Source organism: Nocardiopsis sp. TNDT3 (assembly GCF_003427465.1).
GTDB lineage: Bacteria > Actinomycetota > Actinomycetes > Streptosporangiales > Streptosporangiaceae > Nocardiopsis > Nocardiopsis dassonvillei.
The window spans coordinates 1-1,916 of the sequence record NZ_QPFC01000301.1; the positions used below are offsets into that span (position 1 = coordinate 1).

Annotated in this window: 2 protein-coding genes; one reads left to right on the forward strand and one right to left on the reverse strand. The window is 75.4% G+C overall.

Annotated features, from left to right (window positions below):
• Positions 1-49 precede the first annotated feature (49 nt).
• Complete coding sequence (locus tag DQW06_RS08170) at positions 50-913, reverse strand: LysR family transcriptional regulator (RefSeq protein WP_041552654.1); 864 nt, start codon at positions 911-913, stop codon at positions 50-52.
• Between the two features lie 68 nt (positions 914-981).
• On the opposite strand from DQW06_RS08170, the gene DQW06_RS08175 reads away from it, so the two are divergent.
• A partial coding sequence (locus tag DQW06_RS08175; RefSeq protein ID WP_198662406.1) for a DMT family transporter occupies positions 982-1,916 on the forward strand: 935 nt, incomplete at its 3' end.

Genomic DNA, 1,916 nt, shown 5'->3' on the forward strand with positions numbered 1-1,916 from the left:
CCCCGTGGGTCGGGCGGCGGCGCCGGACGGTGCCGCGTGACCGTGCCGTTCAGGACCGCCTCCGCTCCCCGTACAGCTCCGAGAGCAGTGCCACGGCCGCGAAGGTGGCCGGGTGCGGGTCGTGGCGCCGCCAGAGCACCCGGACCGGGACGCGCGGGGCGTCGCCCACCAGGCGGAAGGCGATGCCGTCGCGTCGGTACTGGGTCACGGTGCTCTCCGCGGTGATCCCGACGCTGCGCCCGGTCGCGATCCCGGCCAGCCAGTCGTCGATGTCGTTGACGTGCTCCAGGGCCGGGCGCGCCCGCTCGGGCCACAGCTCGGCGGTGGTGGTGCCCGTGCGGCGGTCGGTGAGCACGTGGCGTTCGGCGATCTCGGCCAGGCGGATGGAGCGGCGTCGGGCCCAGGGGTCGTCGGAGGCCATCGCGCAGTAACGGCGCTCCCAGCCGACCAGAGCGCTGTCGAAGCGGCGTTCGTCGAAGGCGGCGCGGACCACGGCCAGGTCGCACAGTCCCTCCGCCAGCCCTCCGGTGGGCGAGTTGGTCCGCACCAGGTGCAGGTCCACGTCGGGGTGGCGGGCTGCCCAGAGCCGCTGGAACTCGGCGGTGTGGCGGCCCACGGCCGACCACGCGTGCCCCAGGCGCAGGCGGCTGTGCCCGGTGCTGGCCTCGCGCACCAGGTTGTCGGCCTCGGCCAGCACCGCCCGTGCCCGGGCCAGGACCTGCACGCCCGCCGTGGTGGGGGCCACGTCGCGGCTGGTGCGGTGCAGCAGTCGCACGCCCAGGAAGCGTTCCAGGGCGGCGAGGTTGCGCGAGACGGCCGCCTGGGAGGTGCCCAGTTCGAGGGCGGCGTCGGTGAAGCTCCCGGTGTCGACGATGGCGACCAGGCAGCGCAGGTGACGCAGCTCCATATCCATACGCACAGCGTATAGACGGCCTTCCACATGCATTTTGCGTATGCGCCGCCGGGTCGCATCCTCGTCCCATGGAGACCTCGACGGGAACGGCACGGCTGACGGCCGCGTCCGGAGCGGACCCGGGCGCCCGCGGGCGTCTGGCCGGGACTCTGGTGATGCTGTGCGGCGGGATGTCCAACCAGCTGGGCGCCTCCACGGCCGCGCTGGCCTTTCCGGTGATCGGCCCGGCCGGTGTGGTGGCCGTGCGCCAGTGGGTCGCGGGACTGGTGCTGATGTCGCTGGGGCGCCCCCGGCTGCGCTCCCTGACCTGGCCGCAGTGGTGGCCGGTGCTGTCCATGGCCGTGGTCTTCGCGACAATGAACCTGACCCTGTACCTCGCCGTCGACCGGATCGGTCTGGGCCTGGCCGTGACCCTGGAGTTCCTCGGCCCCCTGGCCGTGGCGCTGGCCGCCTCGCGCCGGTGGGTGGACCTGGGGTGCGCCCTGGCGGCCGGGGGCGCGGTGGCGGTGCTGATGCGCCCGCAGCCCAGCAGCGACCACCTGGGCATGGCGCTGGCCCTGGTGGCCGCCGCCTGCTGGGCCGGTTACATCCTGCTCAACCGCACGGTGGGGCGGAGGGTGGCGGGCATCGAGGGCTCGGCCGCGGCCGCCGGGGTCTCCGCGCTGCTGTTCGTGCCGGTCGGGGCGTGGGTGCTGGCGCACCACCCGCCCACGCCCGCGGCCCTGGCCTGTGCCGCGGCGGCGGGGGTGCTGTCCTCGACCGTCCCGTTCCTGGGGGACCTGTTCGCCCTGCGCCGTGTCCCGGCCCGCTTCTTCGGCCTGTTCATGAGCGTGCACCCGGTGATGGCCGCCCTGGCGGGGCTGGTGGTGCTGGGCCAGGAGCTGGACGGTCCGGACTGGGCGGCGATCGGGGCGGTGGTGGCCGCCAACGCCGTCAGCGCCCTGACCGCGGGGCGCGCCAGGAGGTCCCTCCCCCGGCGCGGCCGTCCGGCGGGGGCCGGGCG